The organism is Pyxidicoccus sp. MSG2, from assembly GCF_026626705.1.
In the GTDB taxonomy this organism is placed as follows: Bacteria; Myxococcota; Myxococcia; order Myxococcales; family Myxococcaceae; genus Myxococcus.
In genome coordinates this window covers 1,970,574-1,989,674 of sequence record NZ_JAPNKC010000001.1, presented here as the reverse complement: position 1 = coordinate 1,989,674, position 19,101 = coordinate 1,970,574, and the positions used below count along the sequence as shown (strand labels likewise).

Here is a 19,101-nt window from a genome sequence, read left to right as displayed (position 1 = left end):
GTGGGCGAAGGCACCGAGCGCCGACTCCTTCACCTGCTTCAGCAAGTCACGGTAGGAGAGCCGTCCCTCCAGCCGCGCGCGCATCACCAGCGTGTTGACGAAGAAGCCGATGAGGCCCTCGTGCTCGCGCTTCGAGCGGCCGGCGATGGGCGAGCCCACCACCACGTCGTCCTGCCGCGAGTAGCGGGACAGGAGCACCTGGAACGCGGCCAGCAGCGCCATGAAGGGCGTGGTGCCCTCGCGGCGGCAGAGCGCGTTGACGGCGTCGGACAGCGTCCGGGACAGCTTGATGACGCGCAGGGCTCCGTTGTTCGTCTGCACCGCCGGACGCGGCTTGTCCGTGGGCAGCTCCAGCGCCTCGGGCGCGCCCGCGAGCTGCTGGCGCCAGTACGCGAGCTGCTTCTCCAGCACCTCGCCCTGGAGCCACCCGCGCTGCCACACCGCGTAGTCCGGGTACTGCACCGGCAACTCGGGCAGCGGCGAGGGCTCGCCCATCAGGAACGACAGGTACAGCGCCGTCATCTCCTGGACCAGGATGCTCATGGACCAGCCGTCCGAGACGATGTGGTGGATGACCAGCACCAGCACATGGTCCTGCGCATCCAGCGTCAGCAGCCGGGCGCGCAGCAGCGGGCCCTTCGCGAGCTCGAAGGGCTGCCGCGCATCCGCCTCCGCCCGCCGTCGGGCCTCTGCCTCCCGTTGCTCGACGGGGAGGGCGCGCAGGTCCTCGTGGGGAATGGAGAACGGCCCGGGCTCGGTGACGACCTGTACGGGGCCGCTCTCGGTGTCACGGAAGTGCGTGCGCAGCGCGTGGTGGCGGCGCACCAGCTCCGCGAAGGCGCGCTCCAGCACGTCGGCGTTCATGGGCCCGGTGAAGCGCAGCCCGTAGAAGATGTTGTAGGCGGCGCTGCCGGGCTGGAACTGGTCGATGAACCACAGGCGCTGCTGGGCGAAGGACAGCGGCTTGCCGTCGCCGCCTCCGCCCGGAGTCGTCGGCTCCGAGCCAGGAGCGCCGAACAGCAGCTCCGCCAGGGCCTTCACGTGCGGGTCGCGCAGCAGGGAGTAGCCGTCGCCCGGCGTCTGCTCCACCTCGACGCCGGCCTCGGCGAGCTCGCCCCAGCCGCGGTCCGCCTCGCCGTCCTCCACGTCAGGCGCCTCGGCGGCGCGCACCAGGCGCACCGGGCCGGAGTACGGCTCCGGCACGTAGCGCCGCGCCGCGCGCAGGTGGCTGGCGAACATCTTGAACCGCGCACGCAGCTCATCCAGGGAGAGTCCCTCGGGCAGCAGCCCTGCCTTCACGCCCTCGGCGTGCAGGTGCTGGAGCAGCGGCTCGGGGTCCTTGCCCGTGGTGAGGCTCGCGGGCAGCGGGAGCTCGTCCACGCCGGCCTGCCGGGCCAGCTCGCGGGCGAACAGGGCGGCCTGGGCCGCCGCGGCGTTGGCCTTGGTGGCGGCGTCCGGCGAGGTGGGCGCGGGCTCGATGAGCACCACCTTCGCCTCCAGCCCCTCGCGCTGGAGCTGTTGCGCCATCTCCCAGGCCACGACACCGCCCAGGGCCCAGCCGGCCAGCAGGTACGGGCCTTCGGGCTGTGCCGCGCGGAGGGCCTCCACGTAGAACGCGGCCATGGCGTCCACGGACTCCAGGGGCGCGCGGCCGTCGTCGAGGCCTCGCGCCTGGATGCCGAGGATGGGTTGCCCCTTCGGCGCGTGCTCCACCAGCCCGGCGTAGCAGTGCAGGCGACCGTCCATCGGATGGACGAGGTAGAGCGGCCGGCGTGCGCCTTCACCCGCGCGCAGGGGCACGAGCGGAGACCACGGCTTCGGTTCGGCCTTCGGTGCGACGGCCGCGGCGGGCAGTGCGGCCTGCCGGGCCTTCTCGAGACGTGCCGCGAGCGCTTCCACAGTGGGGGACTCGAAGAAGATTCGCAGGGGGAGGTCGACGCCCAGCGCCTCGCGGAGGCTGGTCGCGAGCCGGGTGGCCATCAGCGAGTGGCCGCCCATGGCGAAGAAGTCGTCGGTGACGCTCACGCGCTGTACGCCGAGCACCTGGGCGAAGTGCTCCGCCAGCGTCTGCTCCAACGGGGTGCGAGGCGCGATGAAGGGGGCCTCGCCGCGCAGGCTGTCCGCATCCGGCGCGGGCAGGGCCTTGCGGTCCACCTTGGCGTTGGCCGTGAGGGGCAGGGCGTCCAGCCGCACCACGGCGGAGGGCACCATGTACTCGGGCAGGCGCTTCGCCAGGAAGGCGCGCAGCTCCGCGGCGCTCGCGGAGTCCCCCGCCTGGGGCACGGCCACGACGTAGGCCACCAGGCGCTTGTCGCCGGGCACGTCCTCACGTGCCAGCACCACGGCCTGGGCCACGCCGGGATGGGCCCGCAGCGCCTCTTCGACCTCGGCCAGTTCGATGCGGAAGCCACGCACCTTCACCTGGGCGTCGGCGCGGCCGAGGAACTCCAGCACGCCGTCACCCCGCCAGCGGGCGAGGTCGCCCGTGCGGTAGAGGCGGGCGCCAGGCGTGCCGGAGAATGCATCGGGGACGAAGCGCTCGGCGGTGAGCGCGGGCTGCTCCACGTAGCCGCGCGCGAGGCCGTCGCCTCCGATGAACAGCTCACCCATGACACCGACGGGCACCGGCTGACCGGAGGCCTCCAGCAGGTACACCTGCGTGTTGCCGATGGGGCGGCCGATGGGCACGGCCGTGCCTGGCTGGGCCGCGTCCGTCATGCGGTGGGTGGAGGCGAAGAGGGTGCTCTCGGTGGGGCCGTAGCAGGCCGTCACCGGGATGCGCAGCTCTTCGAGGACGCGGCGCACGTGCGGGGCACTCACCACGTCGCCACCGGTGAGCAACTGCTTCACCCCACGAAGCGCCGCGAGGTTGTTGTCCACCACCTGGGTGAAGAGGCCGGCGGTGAGGTGCAGCGTGGTGACGGCGTGCTTCGTCAGCACCGACTCCAGTTCCTTCAAGTCAGAAGGCGAGTGGGGCGGGAAGACGACGAGCCGCGCGCCATGGAGCAACGGGCCCCACAGCTCCAGGGTGGAGGCGTCGAAGGAGACAGGTGCGATGAGCAGGAACGTCTCGTCCGGACCCAGGTGCGCGTAGTCGTTGCCGAAGACGGTGCGAAGCACGGCGGCCTGCGGAGTGCCGACGCCCTTGGGCCGGCCGGTGGAGCCGGAGGTGAAGTCGATGTACGCGAGGCTGTTGGGTTGAGCGAGCAGGGCCGGCGCGGACGTGGGCTGGCTGGAGAGCGGGGTCTCCTCCAGCACCACGGTGGCCAGTCCTTCCACCGGCAGCTTCGCGAGGAGCTCGCGCGAGGTGACGAGGACGCCGGGACGCGCATCCTCCACCATGGCGGCGAGACGCTCGCGCGGATACGAGGGGTCGAGCGGGACGTAGGCGCCACCGGCCTTGAGGATGGCGACGAGGGAGACAATCAGCTCCAGCGAACGCTCCAGCGAGATGGCCACGCGGGAGTCGGTGGACACACCCAGGCCGCGCAGGTGATGCGCAAGCAGGTTGGCGCGCTCATCGAGCTGACGGTAGGTGAGCTTCGAGTCGCCGAACTCGACGGCGACCTTGTCGGCATGACGGGCCACCACCTGCGCGAAGACCTCCGCGACGGTGGAGCCGCGCGGGTACTCGGAGGCGGTGGTATTCCACTCCACCAGCACCTGCCGGCGCTCCGCCTGCGTCAGCATGGACACGGACGCGAGGGGCGCCTCGGGCCGGGCGACGAGCGCTTCCACGAGCCCACGGAAGTGCTCTGCCATCCGGTCGATGGTCGCCGGCTCGAACAGGTCGGTGTTGTATTCGAGCGGGCCGGAGTAGCCATCGGCCGTGCGGAACAGGTTCAGCTCCAGCTCGAACTTGACCGGCCTGTTCTCCACCGGCATCGCGCTCAGGGACAGGCCCGGCAGCCGCAGGGTCGGCATGGGCGCGTTCTGCAGCGCGAACATCACCTGCACCAGCGGCGGGCGGCTCAGGTCGCGCTCCATCCGGAGCGCCTCCACCACGCGCTCGAAGGGCACGGACTGATGGGCGAAGGCGCCGAGTGTCGTGTCCCGCACCTGGGCCAGCAGCGAGCGGTAGCTGTCCGTGGGGGACAACCGCGCCCGCAGGGGCAGCGTATTGATGAAGAAGCCGACGAGCGACTCCAGCTCTCCCCGGTCTCTTCCGGCCACGACCGAGCCGACGATGACCTCCGACTGGCCCGTGTAGCGGCCCATCAGGAACTGGAAGGCGCTGAGCAGCGCCATGAAGGGCGTCACGCCCTCACGACGGCAGAGGGCCTCCAGCGCCTCGGCCAGGGACGCCGGGAGCTGCACCATCGTCGAGGCACCGCGTGACGTCTGCACCGCCGGCCGGGGCCGGTCCGTGGGCAGCTCGAGCGTGCGCGGCACGCCGGCCAGTTGCTCGCGCCACCAGCCGAGTTGACCCTCCAGCACCTCGTCCCGCAGCCAGCCGCGCTGCCAGGCCGCGAAGTCGGCGTACTGCAACGGCAGCTCGGGCAGAGGAGAGGGCTGGCCCCCCGAGAAGGCCACGTAGAGCGCGGCCAGCTCGCGCACCATCACCCCCAGCGACCAGCCGTCGGAGACGACGTGGTGCACGGTGATGACCAGCACGTGCTCGCGCTCGGAGAGCTTCAGCAGCGCCGCGCGCAGCAGTGGGCCTCGGGACAGGCTGAAGGGACGGAGCGCCTCTTCACGCACGCGCTGCCGTGCCTCCTGCCGCCGCTGGGCCTCGGGTACCGCGGTCAGGTCCATCACCTGCACCGGCACGGGCGCGGCCGGGTGGATGACCTGGACGGGGCCATTCGCGCTGTCGCGGAACGTGGTCCTCAGCGCCTCCTGCCTGCGCACCAGCTCCGTCAGCGCTCGCTCCAGGGCACCCGTGTCCACCGCGCCTTCCAGCCCGAGGGCGGACGGCAGGTTGTAGAGGGGGCTGTCCGGGTCGAGCTGGTCCAGGAACCACAGGCGATGCTGCGCCATCGACACCGGCAGGTCGCCCGTGCGCGGCACCGGCACCAGCGGCGGCACCTGCGCGCCCTGGCCGGCCTGCACTGCCCGGTCCACCCGCACCGCCAGCTCGGTGAGCGTCGCGGCGTCGAACAGGTCGCGCAGCGGCAGTTCCACGTTGAACGCGGCGCGCATGCGACTGATGGCCTGGGTGGCCAGCAGGGAGTGTCCGCCCAGCTCGAAGAAGTTGTCGGACAGGCCCACCGGTTCCACGCCGAGCACGGCGCTCCAGATGCCGGCCAGCAGCGTCTCCGTCTCCGTGCGCGGGGCGACGAAGTCCGGACGTCCACTGGCGGCGGTGAGGTCCGGCGCGGGCAGGGCCTTGCGGTCCACCTTGCCGTTGGACGTGAGCGGCATCGCGTCCAGCACCACCACGGCCGAGGGCACCATGTACTCGGGCAACGTTTCCTTCAGGGCGGCGCGCAGCGCGGCGCTGTCCGTCTGGAAGCCCTCGTGCGCCACCACGTAGCCCACCAGGCGCTTTCCACCGGGCCCGTCCTCGCGCGCCAGCACTGCCGACTCACGCACCGCGGGCAGCTTCGCCAGGGCGGACTCCACCTCGCCCAGCTCGATGCGGAAGCCGCGCACCTTCACCTGCGCGTCCGCGCGGCCGACGAACTCCAGCGAGCCGTCCTCCCGCCAGCGCACCACGTCACCCGTGCGGTACAGGCGGGCGCCGGGCACTCCGGAGAGGGCGTCCGGGAGGAACCGCTCGGCGGTGAGTGAGGGTCGGCCCGCGTAGCCACGCGCCACGCCCACGCCACCCACGTACAGCTCGCCCTTCACGCCCACGGCGACCGGCTCGCCGCGCGCGTCCAGCACGTACGTGCGCAGGTTGCCGATGGGACGGCCGATGGAGGGTACGCGCCCGTCCGGCTCGCAGACGGTCAGCGTGACCACTACCGTGGCCTCCGTGGGGCCATAGCCGTTGTGGAACGTGCGGCCCGGCGCCCAGCGCGCCACCACCTCGGCGGAGACGGCCTCACCGCCGGAGATGACGGTGCGCAGGGCGGGGTAGTTCTCTGCGGGCGTGGCCGCCAGCGTGGCCGGGGTGACGCTGATGACGGTGAGGGCCTCGTCGCGCATCAACTTCTGCAGCGGTGCGCCCGGCATCAGCTTCTCCATCGGCGCCAGCACCAGCGCGCCTCCGGAGCACAGCGTGGTGAAGATCTCCTCCACCGACAGGTCGAAGGAGAGGCTGGCGAACTGCAACACGCGGCTGCCAGGGCCAATCTCGTAGACGCCCTTCTCCTGGGTGACGAGGTTGGCCACGCTCCGGTGCTCCACGGCGGTGCCCTTGGGTGTGCCGGTGCTGCCGGAGGTGTAGAGCAGGTAGGCCAGGTGATACGGCGCCACGCCCGTCACCGGTGCTTCGGTGCTCTCGCGCGACAGCGCCTCCCGCCCGGTGTCCAGGCAGAGAGCGCGCGCGTGGAACGACGCCGGGAAGCGCTCCAGGAGCGGAGCCTGGGTCACCAGCATCACCGCGCCGCTGTCCTCCAGCATGAAGGCCAGGCGCTCACGGGGCAGGAGCGGATCCACGGGCACCCAGGCGCCGCCGGCCTTGAGGATGCCGAACAGGCCCACGACGATGTCGAGCGAGCGCTCCACACTGAGCGCCACGCGCACCTCGGGCCCGACGCCCTGGCGGCGCAGGGCGTGAGCGAGCTGATTGGCCTTCGCATCGAGCTGCGCGTAGGTGAGGTGCTGCCCCTCGAAGGAGGCGGCGAGCGCGTCTGGCGCGCGGCGCACCTGGTCCTCGAAGAGCGAGTGCAGGCACACGTCGGGGAAGGGGGCGGGGTTGGCGCTCCAGTCCCCGAGGATGCGCTGGCGCTCCTCCCCAGAGAGCATGGACAGTCCGGACACGGGGCGGCTCGTGTCGCCGACCATGGCCTCCACCAGCGTGCGCAGGTGCCGGGCCATGCGCTCGGCGGTGGACGTGTCGAACAGGTCGGTGGCGTACTCCAGCTCGCCGACGAACCCCTCGTTCGTGCGTGTCAGGGACAGCGACAGGTCGAACTTGGAGATGCGCCGCTCGGGGACGGCGACGCGCACGCTCAGCCCCGGCAGCGCCAGCTCCGACTCCGGGAGGTTCTGCAGGAGCAGCATCACCCGGAACATCGGCGCCTGGCGCAAATCACGCATCGGCTGCAACTGTTCGAAGGGGACATGCTGGTGCGCGTAGGCGCCAAGCGCCGTCTCCCGCGCGCGGCCGAGCAGCTCGCGCACGGTGGGCTCGCCGTCCAGGCGGGTGCGCATCACCAGGGTGTTGAGGAAGAAGCCGACGAGCCCCTCGAGCTCGGTGCGGTTGCGGCCCGCCACCGGCGTTCCGACGGAGATGTCGTCCTGGCCGGAGTAGCGCGACAGCAACACCTGGAAGGCGGCCAGGAAGAACATGAAGGGCGTGATGCCCTCGCGGATGCAGAGGGCTTCCACGGCCTCCGACAGCTCGCGGGGGAGCTTCATGTTCAGCAGCGCGCCCGGTGGGGCGGGGTGGTGGACGCGCGGCCTGTCGGTGGGCAGCTCCAGGTCCTGCGGCGCCCCGTCGAGCTGACGCCGCCACCACGTGAGCTGCTTCTCCAGCTCCGCGTCATCCATCCACCGGCGCTGCCATGCGGCGTAGTCCGCGTACTGGAGCGGCAGCTCTGGCAGCGGCGAGGGCTGGCCGGAGGCGAAGGCCGGATAGAGCGCGGTCAGCTCCCGCACCAGCACGGTCATGGACCAGCCGTCCGAGACGATGTGATGGATGTTGAGCTGGAGCACGTGCTCGCGCGCGTCCAGGCGCAGCAGGAGGGCGCGGATGAGGGGGCCCGTGGCGAGGTCGAACGGGCTCATCGCTTCCCGGGTGACGCGCCGCCGTGCCTCCTCCTTGCGCTGCTCGGGCGGCAGGGGGCTCAGGTCGATGACGGGCAGGTCCAGCGGCGCGGGCTCGGAGGTGCGCTGGACGGGGCCCTCGGCGCCCGCGTGGAACGTGGTGCGCAGGGCCTCGTGCCGGCGCACGAGCGTGGAGAGGCTCTCGCGCAGGGCATCGACGTTGAGTTCGCCGGACAGCTCCAGCACCACGGGCATGTTGTAGGCCGGGCTGCCGGGCTCGAGCTGGTCCAGGAACCACAGCCGCTGCTGGGTGAACGAGAGTGGCAGCTTCTCCGTGCGCGGCACTCGCGCGATGGCCGGAAGCACGCCGATCTGCCCGGTCCGTACCGCCGTGTCGATGCGCTCGGCGAGGGTGGCGATGGTGGGCGCCTGGAACAGCTCGCGCAGGGCGAGGTCCACGTCGAAGGCCGTGCGGATGCGCGAGACGACCCGCGTGGCCAGCAACGAGTGTCCGCCCAGCTCGAAGAAGTCATCGTTGGCGCCGACACGCGTCAGGCCCAGCACCTGGGCGAAGATGCCCGCCAGCAGCTCCTCGGTGGGGCCCCGCGGGGCGACGTACGCCTTGGTGGACGACAGCAACGCGGCGTCGGGAGCGGGCAGGGCCTTGCGGTCCACCTTGGCGTTGGCGGTGAGGGGCAGGGCGTCCAGGCGCACGAAGGCGGAGGGCACCATGTACTCGGGCAGCCGCTGCTTGAGGGACGCGCGCAGCGAGGCCAGGTCGAGCGACTCGGGCGCGGCGACGTAGCCGACGAGGCGCTTGTCGCCGGGCACGTCCTCGCGCACCAGCGCTACGGCCTGGGCCACCTCGGGGTGCGCCCGCAGGGCTGCCTCGACTTCGGCGAGCTCGATGCGGAAGCCGCGCAGCTTCACCTGCGTGTCGGCACGGCCGACGAAGTCCAGCGCGCCGTCATTGCGCCAGCGGACGAGGTCTCCCGTGCGGTAGAGGCGGGCACCGGGCTCGTCTCCGAACGAGTCGGGGATGAAGCGCTCGGCGGTGAGCGCGGGCTGGCCGACGTAGCCACGGGCCACGCCGTCGCCACCGATGAACAGCTCCCCGGTGACGCCCACGGGCGCGGGCTGGCCGTGCGCGTCCAGGACGTAGAGCCGTGTTCCTGGCGTCGGACGGCCGATGGGCACGGTGTTGCCCACCTGCTCCGCGCGTGTCACGGGCCAGGACGTGGCGAACACCGTCGTTTCGGTGGGGCCGTAGAAGGCGGTGACGGGCAGGCGCAGCCCGTCCACGGCGCGGCGTACGTGTGCGGGCGACACGACGTCGCCGCCTGTCATGACGTGCTTCAGCGTGCTCAGTCCCGGAGGCGGGGTGTCCACCAACTGGGTGAAGAGGCCACTGGTGGCCCACATCGTGGTGACGCCCGAGGACTGGATGACGCGGCCCAGTTCCTCCAGCGACGCGGCCTGCGGCGGCATGACGACGAGGCGGCCGCCGTGCAGCAGCGCGCCCCAGATTTCGAAGGTGGAGGCGTCGAAGTGGATGGGGGCGAACTGGAGGAGGACCTCGTCGGGCCCGAAGCGGGCGTAGTCGACGCCGAGGAGGGTGCGCAGGACGTTGTGGTGGGTGGTGCCGACGCCCTTGGGCCGTCCGGTGGAGCCGGAAGTGAAGTCCACGTAGGCCAGCGAGTCGGGCAGGGCGACGGGTGAAGGCGCATGCGTCGGCTCGGAAGCGAGCGCGGCGTCCTCCAGCACCACGGTGGTGAGTCCCTCCGCGGGCAGCCTGGAGACGAAGTCGCGGGTGGTGATGAGCGCCTGGGGCCGGGTGTCCTCCACCATGCCGGCCAGTCGCTCACGCGGATAGGACGGGTCCAGCGGCACGTAGGCGCCGCCGGCCTTGAGGATGGCGACGAGGGAGACGATGAGCTCCAGCGAGCGCTCCACGGCGAGCGCGACGCGGGAGTCGGCACCCACACCCAGCCGGCGCAGGTGGTGCGCAAGCAGGTTGGAGCGTTCATCCAGTTGTCGGTAGGTGAGACGCGTGTCACCGAACTCGACGGCGATGTGGTCCGGGAAGCGGGCCACCACCTGGGCGAAGACGTCGGGCAGGGTGGACTCGCGCGGATGGTTCGGAGCAGCGGTGCTCCAGTCCACCAGCACCTGCTGGCGCTCCGTCGGAGCCAACATGGAGATGGAGTCGAGGGACGCTTCGGGCCGCTCCACCAGCGCCTCGATGAGCGCCTGGAAGTGGCTCGCCATGCGCTCGACGGTGGTGGCGTTGAACAGGTCGGTGTTGTAGCCGAGCGTGCCCCGGTAGCCGTCCACGGACTCCGCGAGGCTGAGCTCCAGCTCGAACTTGATGGTGGGGTTCGCCACCGTCAGCGGCGCCATCTCCAGGCCCGGCGCCTGGAGCGACGGCATGGGCGCGTTCTGGAGCGCGAAGAGCGCCTGGAACAGCGGTGAGCGGCTCAGGTCGCGCGAGGACTGGAGCTCTTCCACCAGCCGCTCGAAGGGCACGTCCTGATGGGCGTAGGCGCCCAGGGCCGCCTCCTTCACCTGCCGCAGCAGTTGGAGGAACGAGGACCGCCCCTCCACCCGGGCGCGGAGCACCAGGGTGTTGACGAAGAAGCCGATGAGGCCCTCGAGCTCCCCGCGCTGGCGTCCGGCGATGGGCGAGCCGACGGAGACATCCTCCTGGCCCGCGTGACGGGAGAGCAGCACCTGGAAGGACGCCATCAGCACCATGAAGGGCGTGAGCCCCTCGCGGAGGCAGAGCGCGTCGAGCCTGGCGGCCGTGGTGCGTGACAGCACGACGGGCACGTACGCCCCGCGGAAGGTCTGCACGGGCGGACGCGGCTTGTCGGTGGGCAGCTCCAGCGTGGCGCCACCGGAGAGCTGCTGCTTCCAGTAGCCGAGCTGCGCTTCCAGCGCCGCGCCCTGCAGCCAGTTGCGCTGCCACACGGCGTAGTCGGCGTACTGGATGGGCAGCGGCGGCAGGGGCGACGGCCTGCCCTGGGAGAAGGCCTCGTAGAGGGCGGCGACTTCACGCACCAGCACGCCCATGGACCAGCCGTCCGAGACGATGTGGTGCATGCTGAGCGCGAGCACGTGCTCGGTGGCGCCCAGCTTCAGGAGCCGCACGCGCAGCAGCGGGCCCGCGGTGAGGGTGAACGGCTGGAGCAGCGTCTCGCGGAGGTGGCGCTCCTGCTCGGCCCGGGCGGTCTGCGGCTCCAGCCCGCTCAGGTCCACCGTCTCCAGCGGTAGCCGGCCCTGGGGGTTGATGACCTGGAGCGGCTCGCCCTCCTGCTGGGCGAAGTGCGTGCGCAGGGCTTCATGCCTGTGGACCAGTTCGTCCAAGGCGCGGCGCAGGGCGCCCACGTCGAGCGTGCCCGCCAGGTGCACGAAGGCGGGCATGTTGTACGCGGAGCTTCCGGGCTCGAGCTGGTCGATGAGCCACAGGCGCTGCTGCGCGAAGGACAGCGGCAGCGTGCCGGTGCGCGGCACCGGGACGATGGCGGGGACGGGAGTGGACGCGTCTGCTTCGCCGAGGAGGGCGGCGAGCGCGGAGACGGTGGACGCCTCGAACAGGGTCCGCAGCGACAGCTCCACGCCCAGCGAGGCGTTCAGGTGCGAGGCCACACGGGTCGCCAGGAGCGAATGGCCACCGAGGGCGAAGAAGTCGTCGTTGGCGCTCACGCGCTCCACGCCCAGCACCTGGGCGAACGCGTCCGCCACCTTCTGCTCCAGCGGCGTGCGCGGGGCCACGAAGGCCACGGCGCCGCGCTGCTGTGCTTCCGGCGCTGGCAGCGCCTTGCGGTCCACCTTGCCGTTGGGCGTCAGCGGCAGGACGTCCATGACGACGAAGGCCGAGGGCACCATGTACTCGGGGAGCCGCTCGGCGAGGAACGTCCGCAGCACCTCGACGTTCGCTTCGTCCATCGGGGAGACGACGTAGGCGACGAGACGCTCGCCAGCGGGGCCGTCATTGCGCACCACGGCCACCGCGTCCTCGACGGACGGGTGGGCGCGCAGCGCGGACTCGACTTCACCCAGCTCGATGCGGAAGCCGCGCAGCTTCACCTGGAAGTCGGTGCGGCCCAGGTAGTCGAGCGTGCCGTCGGGCAGCCAGCGCACGAGGTCGCCGGTGCGGTAGAGGCGCTCCCCGGGCACGCCGCTGAAGGCGTCGGGGATGAAGCGCTCGGCGGTGAGCTCGGGACGGCGCAGGTAGCCTCGGGCCAGTCCCACGCCGCCGATGAAGAGCTCCCCGGGTACGCCGGTGGGCACGGGGCGCAGCTGCGCATCGAGGACGTACAGGCGCGTGTTGGCCAGGGGGCCACCGATGGAGGGCTTCTGGCCATCGGGCTCGCAGATGGCCAGGGAGGCGCAGACGGTGGCCTCGGTGGGGCCGTAGGCGTTGATGAAGCGTCGGCCCGGCGCCCACTTCGCGACCAGCTCCGCGGAGCAGGCCTCACCGGCGGAGACGAGGGTGCGCAGGCACTCCAGGCCCTCGGGCTCCATGACGGAGAGCGCGGAGGGAGGAAGCGTGGCGACCTGGACTTCCTGCGCACGCAGCCACTGCGCCAGCGCGGGGCCGGGCATGCGCTCCTCGCTCGACGGCAGGCACAGGGTGCCTCCGGAGAGGAGGGTGACGAAGACCTCGGAGACTGCGGCGTCGAAGCTGGGGGAGGCGAACTGGAGCACGCGGGTGCCGGGCTCGATGCCCATGGCGCGCGCCTGGGCCTGCGCCAGGTTGGGCACGCCCCGGTGCGTCACCGTCACGCCCTTGGGGCGGCCGGTGCTGCCCGAGGTGTAGATGACGTACGCGAGGTGCTCGGCCTGGACATCCGACGCGGGCGGCGTCGTGGGCTGGCGCCGCAGGTGACGCTCATCGGCGTCGAGCAGGACGAACTGCTCACCGCGCGAGGGCAGCTCATCCGCGAGGTCTTCCAGGGTGATGACCACCGGCACGGCGGAGTCACCCAGCATGAAGCCCAGCCGGTCCGCGGGATAGCTCGGGTCGAGCGGGACGAAGGCGCCGCCGGCCTTGAGCACGCCGAGCATGGAGACGACGAGGTCCACCGAGCGCTCCAGGTGGAGCGCGACGAGCGTATCGGGCCCCACGCCCAGCATGCGCAGGTGATGCGCGAGCTGGTTGGCGCGCGCATCCAGCTCGCCGTAGGTGAGCGACGTGTCTCCGAGGACGAGCGCGGTGGCGTCAGGCGTGCTCCGGGCCTGGACCTCGAAGCGCGCATGCACGGTGGCACCGTCGGGGAAGGCCTCGGACCTGCCGCTCCACTGCACCAGCACCTGGCGCCGCTCCTCCTCGGAGAGGAGGGACACGTCGCCCAGCCGGCTGTCGGGCCGGGACACCAGGGCCTCCAGCGCGACGGCCCAGTGCTTCAGCAGCGCTTCCAGGCGATACACCTCGAAGCGCGTCACGTCGTACGTCAGGCGCAGCTCCATCCGGGTGCCGGGCAGGATGACGGCGCCCAGCGGCAGCTCCGCCATCTCCTGCGAGACGACATCCCGGAGGCCCAGGTCGGCGCGGGCAGACTTCACGGCGGCGTCGACGGGGTAGTTCTCGAACACGAACAGCGAGTGGAACAGCGGAGTGCCGCGAGGCACGTCGCTCCAGCCCTGGATGCGCACCAGCGGGGAGTGCTCGTGGTTGCGCTGCTCCGCGAGCTGCGTGTTCAGCGCCTTCATCCACGCAAGGACACGCGTGTCCTCGTCCATGCGGACGCGCACGGGCAGCGAGTTGATGAACAGGCCCACCGCGCGGTCGATGCCCGGCAGCTCCGCCGAGCGGCCCGAGACAGTGGCGCCGTAGACGATGTCGCGCTCACCCGTGTGCCGCGCCAGCGCGAGCGCCCACGCCGCCTGCACCACCGCGTTGGTCGTGAGCTGGTGCTGGCGTGCGAAGGCCTGGGCCGCCGAGGTCAGCTCGGCGGACAGCGTCGAGCGCAGCTGCGAGTACGCGTGCGGGACACCGGGCTTCTCGGGCTGCATGCCCGGCAGCGGCGTGGGGGCGGTGAAGCCGCGCAGCGCCTGGCGCCAGAAGGCCTCGGTGCGCTCCATCGGCTGGCGCTGGAGCCAGGCGATGTAGTCGCGGAACGGCATCGAGGCGCCGCCCTTCTGCGGCGTGCGGCCCGCGCGCAGCTCGTCGTAGGCGGCGAACAACTCCTGAAGGATGGCGCCCAGGCCCCAGCCGTCCAGCAGCAGGTGGTGGTGCGTCCAGAGGACGCGGTGCACCCGGTCCTCCAGGCGCACCACCGTCACGCGCGTCAGCGGCGCCTGGCGCGGGTCGAAGCCGCGCTTGCTGTCCCCGGTCATCAGCGCGTCGAGGCGGGCCCGCTGCTCTGCCTCGGGCACGCCGCGCCAGTCCTGCTCCTCCCAGGGCACGGACGCGCCCGGGTGCACGACCTGCAACGGCTCCTCCAACCCGTCCCAGAGGAACGAGGTGCGCAGCGGCGCGTGGCGCTCGGCCACGGCGTCCACCGCGCGGCGGAAGGTGCCGAGGTCCACCGTGCCGCTGAACGTCCACGCGAGCTGCGAGGTGTAGATGCCCGTCCCCGGCTCCGCCAGCGTGTGGAAGAGCATGCCCTGCTGCAGCGGCGACAGCGGGTAGAGGTCCTCCACTACGAGGCCCGCGGGCAGCACGCGCTCCAGCGTGGCCTGGTCCACCTTCGCCAGCGGGAAGTCGGCCGGCGTGTACCGGCGCGCGTCCGCGGACGTGCGGGTGGAGATGAGCTGCCGCAGCGCGGAGAGGCACTGCGCGGCCAGGGCCTGGACCGTCTCCGGGCGGTGCACGGCCTCGCTGTACGTCCAGCCCAGCGTGAGCCGGCCTTCGAAGACGTAGCCGTTGACCTCCAGCAGGTGGCTCCGCTCGCCCTCGGGGCTCCACAGCGCGCCGGTGGGCTCGCGCGTCGGCGCGAAGGGCAGCGCCGCACCCTGCGTGCCGCCCACCTGGTCGAACTGGCCCAGGTAGTTGAACAGCACCTGCGCGCGAGGCGCCTCCTTCAGCGCACGCGCCTGTGCCTCGCCCGCGAGGTGGCGCAGCAGCCCATGGCCGATGCCGCGCCGGGGCAGCCGTCGCAGCGAGTCGCGCACGGCGCGCAGCCGGTCTCCCAGCGTGGAGGCGCCGGAGACATCCAGCACCACCGGGTACGTGGCGGTGAACCAGCCCACGGTGCGGGACAGGTCCACGTCCTCGAAGAGGGCCTCACGTCCGTGGCCCTCCAGCTCCACGCGCAGCCGGGGCTGGCCCGTCCACTGCGTCAGGCTGTCGGCCAGTGCCGCCAGCAACACGTCGTTGATGTGCGCGCGCCAGGCGGCTGGAGTCTCCTGCAACAGCAGGCGCGTCTCCTCCGCGTCCAGCGACACCTGCACCACGCGGGCGGAGGCCAGCGTGTTCGCCGCGCCCGTCAGGTCGACGGGAAGCGCGGGCACCTGGGCACGGCCCTGCTCTACCCAGTAGGGCAGCTCGCGCGCCAGTTCCTCGGAGCGAGCGAAGGTGTGCAGCTTCTCCGCCCACGCCTTGAAGGAGGTGGACTTGGGCGGCAGCGCCACCGGCTGGCCGCGCTGGAGCTGCGCGTAGGCCGTGGCCAGGTCCTCCAGCAGCGTGCGCCACGAGACGCCGTCCACCGCGAGGTGGTGCACCACCAGGAGCAGGCGAGGCGCGCGATTCGAGCCAGATTGGAACAGGCCGGCGCGCAGAAGGAGCCCCTCCTCCAGGCTCAGGCTTCCCTGGAGGCGCGTGGCCTCGGCCTCCATCGCCTGGGCCTGAGCGGCCTCGGGCGTGGAGCTCAGGTCCACCCGCGTCAGTCGCACGGGAGCCTCGGCGCCAGCGATTTCCTGCTGCCACGCGCCGTCCGCCCCGCGCGTGAAGCGCAGGCGCAACGAGTCGTGGTGGGCCACCAGCGCCTGGAGGGCCTTCTCCAGCGCGGGCACGTCCACCTCTCCGCGCGCGGCGAGGAGGACGGCCTGGTTGTAGTGGTGGGGCAGCGCGGGCGGCTGCTCGAAGAAGGCGCGCTGGATGGGCGTGAGCGGCACGGTGCCGCGCACCAGGCCCTGCTCGGCCTGGACGTGTCCCTCGCGCTTCGCCACGCGCGCCAGGGCTTCCAGCGTCTGGTGCTGGAAGATGTGGTTGGCGGCCAGGTGCAGGCCGGCCTGCCGCGCGCGGGAGACGAGCTGGATGGAGAGGATGGAGTCACCTCCCAGCTCGAAGAAGTTGTCGTGCAGCCCGACGCGGGGCACGCCGAGCAGCTCGGCCCAGACGGCGGCCAGGGCCTTCTCCTCGGCGGTGCGCGGCTCCTCGAAAGTCGCGGTGTCGCGCTGCTGGGCCTCCGGTGCGGGCAGGGCCTTGCGGTCCACCTTGCCGTTGGGCGTCAGCGGCAGGGCCTTCAGGACGGCGAAGGCGGCGGGCACCATGTACTCCGGCAGCCGCTCGGCGAGGAAGGTGCGCAGCACCTGGACGTCCGGCGCGGGGCCTTCGTCCTCCTCGTACGGAGACACGACGTAGGCGACGAGGCGCGAGCCGGAGGGCCCGTCCGCGCGCACCACGGCCACGGCGTCCTCGACGGAGGGGTGGGCGCGAAGGGCGGACTCGATTTCGCCCAGCTCGATGCGGAAGCCGCGCAGCTTCACCTGGAAGTCGGTGCGGCCCAGGTAGTCGAGCGTGCCGTCGGGCTTCCAGCGCACGAGGTCTCCCGTGCGGTACAGCCGCTCACCAGGGACGCCGGAGAAGGCGTCGGGCACGAAGCGCTCGGCGGTGAGTTCCGGACGGCGCAGGTAGCCACGCGCCAGGCCCACGCCGCCGATGAACAGCTCCCCGGGCACGCCGGTGGGCACCGGGCGCAGGTGCGCGTCCAGCACGTAGAGGCGCATGTTGGCCAGGGGCCCGCCGATGGAGGGCTTCTGTCCATCGGGCGCGCAGATGGCCATGGAGGCGCAGACGGTGGCCTCGGTGGGGCCATAGGCGTTGATGAAGCGGCGCCCCGGGGCCCACTTCGCCACCAGCTCGGCGGAGCAGGCTTCACCGGCGGAGACGAGGGTGCGCAGGCACTCCAGGCCCTCGGGCTCCATGACGAAGAGCGCGGTGGGAGGCAGCGTGGCGACGTGGATTTCGCGGGTGCGCAGCAGCGCCGCCAGCGCGGGGCCGGGCATGCGCTCCTCGCTCGTGGGCAGGCACAGCGTGCCGCCGGAGAGGAGGGTGACGAACACCTCGGAGACGGCGGCGTCGAAGCTGGGGGAGGCGAACTGGAGCACGCGCGTGCCCGGCTCGATGCCCATGGCGCGCGACTGGGCCTGGGCCAGATTGGGCACGCCCCGGTGCGTCACCGCCACGCCCTTGGGCCGTCCGGTGCTGCCGGAGGTGTAGATGACGTAGGCGAGGTGCTCGGCCAGCACGCCCGAAGCGGGCGGCGTACGGGGCTGTCGCTCGAGGTGGCGCGCATCCGCGTCCAGCAGCACGAGCTGCTCACCGCGCGAGGGCAGCTCGTCCGCGAGCTGCTCGAGGGTGATGATGACCGGGACGGCGGAGTCGGTGAGCATGTAGCCCAGCCGGTCGGCGGGGTAGCTCGGGTCCAGGGGGACGAAGGCGCCGCCGGCCTTGAGGACGCCGAGCATGGCGACGACGAGGTCCACGGAGCGCTCCAGGTGGAGCGCGACGAGGGTGTCGGGGCCCACGCCCAGCATGCGCAGGTGGTGCGCGAGCTGGTTGGCGCGCCCATCGAGCTCGCCAAACGTGAGCGAGGTGTCGCCGTGGAAGATCGCCGTGGCGTCGGGCGTCGTGCCGGCCTGGGCCTCGAAGCGCGCGTGGACGGTGGCGCCGTCGGGGAAGGCCGCGGGCTGGCCGTTCCACTGCACCAGCACGCGCTGGCGCTCGACGTCGTCCATCAACGGCAGCTCGGACAGGCGCCGCTCCGGTTGCTCGGCGATGGCCTCCAGCAGCGTCTGGAAGTGCGCCAGCAGCCGCCGCACCGAGGACTCCTCGAAGAGGTCGGTGCGGTACAGCGTGACGAGGCGCAGGCCCTGCGGCAGCTCGGTGGCGAGCAGCGACAGGTCCACCTGGCTGGTGCCGCTGTCCACCGGCTGCGCCTCCAGCACCAGCCCGGGCACGTGCAGCGGGGGCAGGGGCGCGTTCTGCAGCGTGAAGCTGACCTGGAACAGCGGCGAGGTGCTCAGGCTGCGCTCGGGCTCGAGCGCCTCCACCAGCTTCTCGAAGGGCACGTCCTGGTGGGCGAAGGCACCCAGCGACGCCTCATGCACGCGCGTCATCAGCTCCAGGAAGGTCGGGTCTCCGGACAGGTCCGCGCGCAGGGCGAGCGTGTTGACGAAGAGGCCGATGAGGCCCTCCAGCTCGGAGCGGTTGCGGCCCGCCACCGGAGTGCCGATGACGACGTCGTCCTGGCCGCTGTAGCGCGACAGGAGCGCCTGGTAGGCGGCGACCAGCAGAGGGAAGAGCGTGCGGCCCTCGCGCCGGGCCAGGTCCTTGAGGGACTGGAGCAGTTCGGGAGGCAGCATCACCGTGAGGCGGGCGCCGCGCGTGCTGGCCACGGAAGGACGAGGCTTGTCGGTGGGCAGCTCCAGCACGGCGTTGGGGTCGAGCTGCTTGCGCCAATACGCGAGCTGCGCATCCAGCGTCTCGCCCTTGAGCCAGTCACGCTGCCAGGTAGCGAACTCGGCGTACTGCATGCGCAGCGGAGGCAGCGGGGAAGGCTGGCCCGCGGCGAGCGCGGGGTAGAGCGCGCCCAACTCCCGCACCAGCACGCCCAGGGACCAGCCGTCGGAGACGATGTGGTGCACGTCGAGCAGCAACAGGTGCTCGCTGGGGCCCCAGCGGTAGAGCATCGTGCGCAGCAGCGGGCCCTTCTCCACGTCGAAGGGCTGCTGCGCCTGGAGGTGCAGGCGGCGCCACGCCTCGGCCTCGCGCTCGGAAGCCGTGCCGTCCGCCACATCCACCACGGGCAGGGCGACGTCGACGGAGGCGGCGATGTGCTGGGCCACGCGCCCGTCCTGCTCCACGAAGGTGGTGCGCAGCGCCTCGTGGCGTTGCACCAACTCCTGGAGTGCGCGGCGGAGGGCGTCGACGTTCAGCTCGCCGGACAGGCGCACGGCGATGGGGACGTTGAAGGCGGCGCTGCCCGGGTTGAGCCGCTCCTGGAACCACATCCGCTCTTGCGCGAAGGACACCGGCGCACGACGGGACTGACGGTTCTTCTCGCGCAGCAGCTCCGCGAGCCGCGCGCGCTTCTGTTCAGGGGTCAGCGACAT

1 protein-coding gene (cut by a window edge) is annotated in these 19,101 nt (G+C 72.1%); it reads right to left on the bottom strand.

The annotated features are described in order from the left end of the window. Positions 1-19,101, bottom strand: partial view of a non-ribosomal peptide synthetase gene (locus OV427_RS07290; protein WP_267855381.1) — the 5' portion only. The gene continues 28,467 nt to the left of window position 1, outside the view; 19,101 of the gene's 47,568 nt are visible here — the first part of the coding sequence; it begins with the start codon at positions 19,099-19,101; its stop codon lies beyond the left edge, outside the window.